We start from the raw sequence: 6,135 nt of genomic DNA, 5'->3' as shown, positions 1-6,135 counted from the left end.
ATGCTCAGGATGAAACCTGGCATGACTTCGCTACAATCGATTTCAGTGGGGGATTCTAGTAGTTGTGGCTCATGCCCTGAAGCTTGCGCGTCGTCTAACGACGATCGATAAATTTCCACCTGCTTCTGCTGTGGATCTATTAGTAAACCCAAACGCACCCCCTGAGCGCGGTATTCCTCCATTTTTTCTCGAAGTGGCGGCAGCCGATCCGTTGCAGATCTTAGCTCGATGACAAAATCGGGTGCCAGGGGTGGAAATTTCTTGCGTTGCTCTGGGGTTAAGGCTTCCCATCTGGATAACTCCACCCACGCGGCATCTGGCGATCGTTGGGCACCATTGGGCAATACAAAGACAGTTGAGGAGCTAAAGATTTTACCTAACCCAGTTTGACGGTTCCAAACAAATAACTCGCCACCTAGCTCTGACTCAAAATTTCCACTCTCTCCGCCAACTGGGGGCATAATAACTAATTCTCCGTTGGCTGTTAGTTCAAACGATCGATCTGGATTGTCTTGGCACAGCTTCTCAAACTCCTCATGTGTGACACGAAGGGTAATACTGTGGACATCCAGCAGCAAAGGCTGAGTCTCGTTGTCTTCTGGACTGCTTTCGATCGAGGAATTAGTTGCAGCGGCGATTGTCATAAAACCTCCAAACGTTCGCATCAGCTGGGTTATGTGACTTTTATTCTATCATTTCCAAGATTCTGACGATCGAGCGACAAATCGATCGTCAACTAAATTAGACAACCTAAGTTGCTACCTATAGAACGCCTACGGTTGTGTCTTGTCTGGCTGTCTTGACCCAAAGCCATGCGGGAACCTCCCGTTCGATGCGCCGCTGCTTGGTGCGCTAAACCTGGAGGAAACCTCCGTGACGAGCGCATCCGCAAACCGTCGGGACACCGACACCCGACGTTGGCGTAGCCTCTCCGTTAGGAGTTACGCGAGCCGCAAATCGTGGCTAATGTTGCAAAGTCCGCCTGTCTTGAAAAGGTGCTTCACTTGGGCAAAGCCCAAGACCGCACTTTTCGCTTCGCGGACTAGTTTATTAGTACAGCTTCGGCGGACTTTGCATTCTGATGAGCGGTTTATAACCGCTTGGGTTTCAGGCAGCTGACTGTTACAATTTTGCGTTTCCCCTTAGATGATATCCTGAGACAATTTTGGGCATAATAACAATGTTATTGAAATTAGCAGAAATCCTTTGGACAATCTGCAATTTATCTGTGCTTTCGCTAACGATCGATATCCATGAAGCATAGTCTTAGAAATTGGTCGATTATTGCCTCGATCCAACTCGGTATAATTGTCGGTGGCTTTAGTCTTCCCAATCATATTATTAATGGTGCTACATGGTATGCACCGATATTGGACTTCGGAAGAATTGCTTTATTGTTTGGTATTCCAGTTGGTGATGGGTTTTTATTGCTAAAAGTGCTAGCAATTGGGAAACGCAAAAAAACATATTTGAAGCAATTTATAGATGCCAGCAATTACATCGAATACGAATCGATCCATCCAATCTATTTTACAAGTCTTACATCAAAACAAATGGATTCAATCGAGCTTGCTTTTAAAAACAGTCGCAACGACTCAATTTTTGATGCAAGCTTTCCATTTGAATCGCTTCAAAAGTATTTGCAAGGAACGAATAAAAATGTTTAATCTTAAAAAGTTTGGTTTTTCAACTTTAGTTGCAGCAGTTGCGACAAGTTCGGCTTCTTGTTCGTCCGGTGCAATTTTTGGAGTTACAAGCTGGGAAACACTCAGTGCGGGTCAGGTTGCCGCAGTCTATCATGCTTCCGGCGGGGAAAAAGACAAGGTGGATATTTATTCTGGTAAATTTAACTATGGCCCATTTGATAAAGTTTTGATTTATTCAACTGGTCAACAATTAGTAGACTATTCTTCCAGGACAGATCAGGGTAAAGCGATCGATCAATCAATTCACTTTGCAGCCCAAAATATCAAAGGCACAATTAATGTTCAGGTGATTATTGCATTTGAACCAACTCAAGAATCTATCGGTACAGTTGCCCAAGTCTTGAGAGTAGATGAAGAGCATTTTAAAAATCAAAACTTATATGCTTCGACTCAAAATGCAATTATCCAAGTCGGCGCCGGTTTAGATCCGGCAACTTTTAACTCTAACCTTCCTGATGTTGCGGAAAAAGTCAAGGCAGCTCTCCAAAAAGAATACGGCAAAATGGTTCGCATCCAAGAGGTGAGAATCACTGGCATTGCCGACTTTGGCAAATCTTTTAACGACCAATTAGCACAGCAATCTGCCCTGAAAGCAGCAACTGCAAACGAAGCATCCAAGCTGAAGCTAATCCAAGCAAAAAAAGCCACACTTGAAGCAGAAGCAATCAACATTAAAGCGATCGATCCTGTAGTTCGTGACTATCAGCTCAAAGTCAAACGCTTAGAGATCGAAGCAACTCTTGCTGAAAAAGGAATTAGTCCCTACGCGACAGGTGTAACCCTCTCTCCATCGTCAAATAAGTAAACTCAGATAAAATAACAATAATAGTTTTCGGACTCATCAACACTAAACGTTTCACTGTATTTCTCCAGCGACTGGAGCATTAGCTGGAACTACTATCTTCTAATCTGCACGATTCCCCCAAATCCAGTTGCCTGAAGCCACATATTTACAATTGAATGTGACTGTAAACGATCGAGTTTTTTCCAATCTATCTTTAGATTAGTACTCCCTTCCCGCCAGAAGAATATAGATAATGCTTGAACCCTATTACTGTCTAACGATTGTTTTTTAACCGCAGAGGCACAGAGGGCGCAGAGGGCATAAAGAAAAAGTTAATCTATAGTCTTGGAGCGGGAAGGGAGTAGAATATATTTGCTGCTGAAAGTGGTAATATGTTTATAACTTAAAAAATTTTATTCATGCTCAGTACGAAACCTGGCATGACTTCATTACAATCGATCGAAATCGGAGATTCTAATAACTCTGGCTCTTGTTTGAGTCTGTAAATCTCCACCTGTCGATCTTTCGGATTGATGAGCAAGCCCAGTCGCACTCCTAGTCGCTGATACTCCTTCATCTTCTTCTGCAACTGATTCAAGTTGTCTTTCGTAGACCGAAGTTCTATGACAAAATCGGGAACGACCGGGCAAAGTTGATCTAGCGAAACTCCCTCCAGCCGTGACTTTTCGATCCAAGAAACATCTGGTGAAGGTTTACCACCACCAATCGCTGTGAAATCATAACCACTTGAAGAATCGAATGCTTCACCTAATTCAGTTTGTTCGTTCCAAATGTAAACTTGACTCCCTAAGTTTAGATTCCGCTTGCCACTAATCGAGAATGTTGGAGCCATAACAATCAATTCGGAATTCGGGGTTAATTCGAGGCGTAAGTCGGGATTGTCGATACACAACCGATCGAATTGCTCTGGGGTAACAGTTAGAGTGGTATTGCTAACATCTAGCAGCAATGGCTGAGTACTGACAGATGGTACGGCGGCAATTGTCATAAAACCTCCAAACTTGTGTGGTAGCTAGGTTTTGTTGCTTGAATTATAACATTCGAGTCGTTCGCAAAGCTTAGGCTCTGCCTAATCACGCTCGATCGACTCCAAAAAAGATAGGAGCGGGGAATTAAGCCAATTCCCCGCTCCTAAACTATTAACTCTAAAATCGAAATCTTAGTAGAGCTGTTCTTCTTGGTGAGTCATGATAGTGCAGTTGGACTTAGGATAAGCCACACAAGTCAAGACGTAACCTGCTTCGATTTGATCGTCGTCTAAGAAAGACTGATCGGATTGGTCGATTTCTCCAGCAGTGATTTTACCAGCACAGGTGGAACAAGCACCCGCGCGGCAAGAATAAGGAAGATCGATCCCTTGCTCTTCGGCTGCGTCTAAAATGTAGGTGTCATCAGCTACATCGATCGTGGTGTTCAGATTCTCAGCTTCGTTGATTAAGGTAACTTTATAGGTTGCCATGTTAGTTTAATTCCTCTTTATTTCGCTTAAAATTGCGGATTCGGACAGATGTATGTCTAGTCAGGCGATCGGTAGGATTGCCTAGCGAATCGCAGTAGTTTTCATCTCTATCTGAATACTAAGGGAAAACATTACCATCTGTATCGATAAGTCCTGCTAAAGTCGAATGGTATTCGTAATCAAATTGCGAGAATTCATCCTAATTACTTATATCTCGGCGACAGTGAAGAGATTGACGAGCCGCTGCGATCGATCGTTAATAACATTTTCTCGCGATAAAAAACCCAGCCGATGGGGTTGAATAGTAGACGGGGACAGGAGTTATAATATTTTGCAGCATTCAGTTTGGGTGTTGGTTCGATCGCGCTTTCATATTAAAAAATCTTATGTCTAAAATCGCTACTTACGGAGAAATTAATCTCCCACTCCGAGTTGGAATCGTAGGCACGGGATTTGCAGCTAAGATCCGCGCCCAAAGCTTCGCCGCCGAAAGTCGCACGCAATTAATCGCCGTCTCTGGGCGCAATCCCGATCGAACGGCAGAATTCGCCCGTAGCTTCAATATTGCAGCGGTTGCCGACTGGCAGACGTTGGTGCAGATGCCCGAGATCGATCTGGTGCTAGTGGCGACGATTAATGGCGATCATGGCGCGATCGTCCGCGCGGCGATCGCTGCTGGCAAGCATACAATTGTCGAGTATCCCTTGGCGTTAGACTTTCAAACAGCTAAGGAAATCGTCGCTCTGGCTGCGACTAAAAAAGTCTTGCTCCATGTCGAACATATCGAACTCCTGGGCGGACTCCACCAGACGATGCGCGAATGGCTCGATCGCGTCGGTGAGGTCTATTACGCCCGCTACAGCACGATCGTCCCCCAGCGTCCCGTGCCCGAAAAATGGACTTTTCATCGTACTGAGTTCGGATTTCCCCTAACTGCGGCTCTGTCTCGACTCCACCGCTTTACAGATTTATTTGGCTCGATCGAGAGTATCAATTGTCAGAATCAATATTGGGGCGGTGTCGGCGATTATTATCAAACTTGTCTGTGCAACGCCCAGTTTAGGTTCAAAAATACTAGCGCGATCGGCGAAGTCGTCTATGGCAAGGGTGAAGGCTTATGGCAAGGCTCTCGCAAGTTTGAGGTACATGGAGCCAATGGCGCGCTCATCTTCGATGGCGATGAAGGGGTATTCATTCAGGATGGAACTTCTACCCCGCTAGATCTGGGCGCGCGTAAGGGTTTGTTTGCCAAGGACTTAGAACTCGTTCTCGACCATCTCATCGATGGTAAGCCCAATTATGTAACGCCTGCGGCTAGTTTGGCAACGCTGCGGGTGGCTGAGGCGGCGCGAATTTCGGCTGAAACGCGGCGGACGGTGGTGGTGGATACGGTGCCGATCTATCTTAATTTTTAATTAAAATATTTCATTTTAATTGATAGCTCAGTTTTACTCCTAGCCACAAAAAACTGAGCATCATTAAACCCAGGTGCAGATGTTACCACCGTGGGATTGTTTGAGAAGCCTACACCTTCAGTTGGAATACCTAAGAAATTTCTATGCAATTTCTTATCGCCGATGATGTCATGGATTGCTGAAATTGCGTAATTCCCATAGGGCAAATTTGCAAAAGTAACTACTGCACTCCCGTTTTTAATTGGCGCACAACTAGCAGCCTTAATCGCTGCACCACTACCACCGCCAGGAAATCCTCTTTGCCCATTAAATAAGTTGGCACATACTTGACCTTTGGAATTATTCAGTCCATTAAATTTAACTTCTAAACTTCCGGTATAACCTGCTGAAGCTAGATTTACCTTTAAAACTAGAGTTGTCGCAACGATCGAGCTAATTCCAACAGCGATTTTATTAAAGCTAATCATTTTCGTTAATGTTTAAATTTTTGATAAAAGTGCAATGCTAACTTGATGATTCGGACGAATACCGACTATTCAGTATTCGTCACCGATCTCCCATCCTCCATATAAATGATTCGATCGACAAAATCTACCGAAGCAATTATCCTTGTTCCCCATCGCACGTTAATTTGACTGGTTGCTAGCTATTTACCGCAGGTTTGTTTTCACCACCCAACCGCCGACGGGCAGTTTCTTTGCGCCCGTCGATCGGGCCGTGGTTAGTAGCCGCTGCTAAACCGAAGATGGG

7 protein-coding genes and 1 pseudogene are annotated in these 6,135 nt (G+C 44.6%); 3 read left to right on the top strand and 5 right to left on the bottom strand.

The window, feature by feature from the left end; translation table 11 throughout:
- The coding region (locus RMO84_RS09110; protein WP_310488160.1) for a Uma2 family endonuclease at positions 1-644 on the bottom strand (644 nt) is incomplete at its 3' end.
- A 609-nt stretch (positions 645-1,253) separates the two neighbouring features.
- Here RMO84_RS09110 and RMO84_RS09105 point away from each other — a divergent pair.
- Positions 1,254-1,667, top strand: a complete 414-nt coding sequence (locus RMO84_RS09105) for a hypothetical protein (protein ID WP_310488159.1) — start codon at positions 1,254-1,256, stop codon at positions 1,665-1,667.
- A complete protein-coding gene (locus tag RMO84_RS09100) occupies positions 1,660-2,511 on the top strand; it encodes an SPFH domain-containing protein (protein ID WP_310488158.1) in 852 nt (283 codons plus the stop codon). Before RMO84_RS09105 ends, RMO84_RS09100 begins: the two co-directional genes overlap by 8 nt.
- 382 nt (positions 2,512-2,893) lie before the next feature.
- On the opposite strand, the gene RMO84_RS09095 is transcribed toward RMO84_RS09100, so the two are convergent.
- Both RMO84_RS09095 and RMO84_RS09090 read right to left on the bottom strand, forming a co-directional pair.
- Positions 2,894-3,499 (bottom strand): Uma2 family endonuclease, encoded by a 606-nt coding sequence (locus tag RMO84_RS09095; protein ID WP_310488157.1) that lies wholly within the window; start codon positions 3,497-3,499, stop codon positions 2,894-2,896.
- Positions 3,500-3,670: 171 nt separating this feature from the next.
- Positions 3,671-3,970, bottom strand: a complete 300-nt coding sequence (locus tag RMO84_RS09090; protein ID WP_309741787.1) for a ferredoxin — start codon at positions 3,968-3,970, stop codon at positions 3,671-3,673.
- 386 nt (positions 3,971-4,356) lie between these two features.
- On the opposite strand from RMO84_RS09090, the gene RMO84_RS09085 reads away from it, so the two are divergent.
- Positions 4,357-5,385 carry a Gfo/Idh/MocA family oxidoreductase gene (locus RMO84_RS09085; RefSeq protein ID WP_310488156.1) on the top strand — a complete coding sequence of 343 codons (1,029 nt, stop codon included), beginning with the start codon at positions 4,357-4,359 and terminating at the stop codon, positions 5,383-5,385.
- On the opposite strand, the gene RMO84_RS09080 is transcribed toward RMO84_RS09085, so the two are convergent.
- Both RMO84_RS09080 and RMO84_RS21325 read right to left on the bottom strand, forming a co-directional pair.
- Complete coding sequence (locus tag RMO84_RS09080; RefSeq protein ID WP_310488155.1) at positions 5,382-5,852, bottom strand: DUF2141 domain-containing protein; 471 nt, start codon at positions 5,850-5,852, stop codon at positions 5,382-5,384. The two genes, RMO84_RS09085 and RMO84_RS09080, sit on opposite strands and share 4 nt — an antisense overlap.
- 175 nt (positions 5,853-6,027) lie before the next feature.
- Positions 6,028-6,135: pseudogene (locus RMO84_RS21325) on the bottom strand (DUF4188 domain-containing protein); the annotation flags it as partial.

Source organism: Chamaesiphon sp. VAR_69_metabat_338 (genome assembly GCF_031423935.1).
Taxonomy (GTDB): Bacteria; Cyanobacteriota; Cyanobacteriia; order Cyanobacteriales; family Chamaesiphonaceae; genus Chamaesiphon.
Note: the sequence above shows the minus strand (reverse complement) of the source record. Positions and strands in the feature narration are given on the sequence as shown.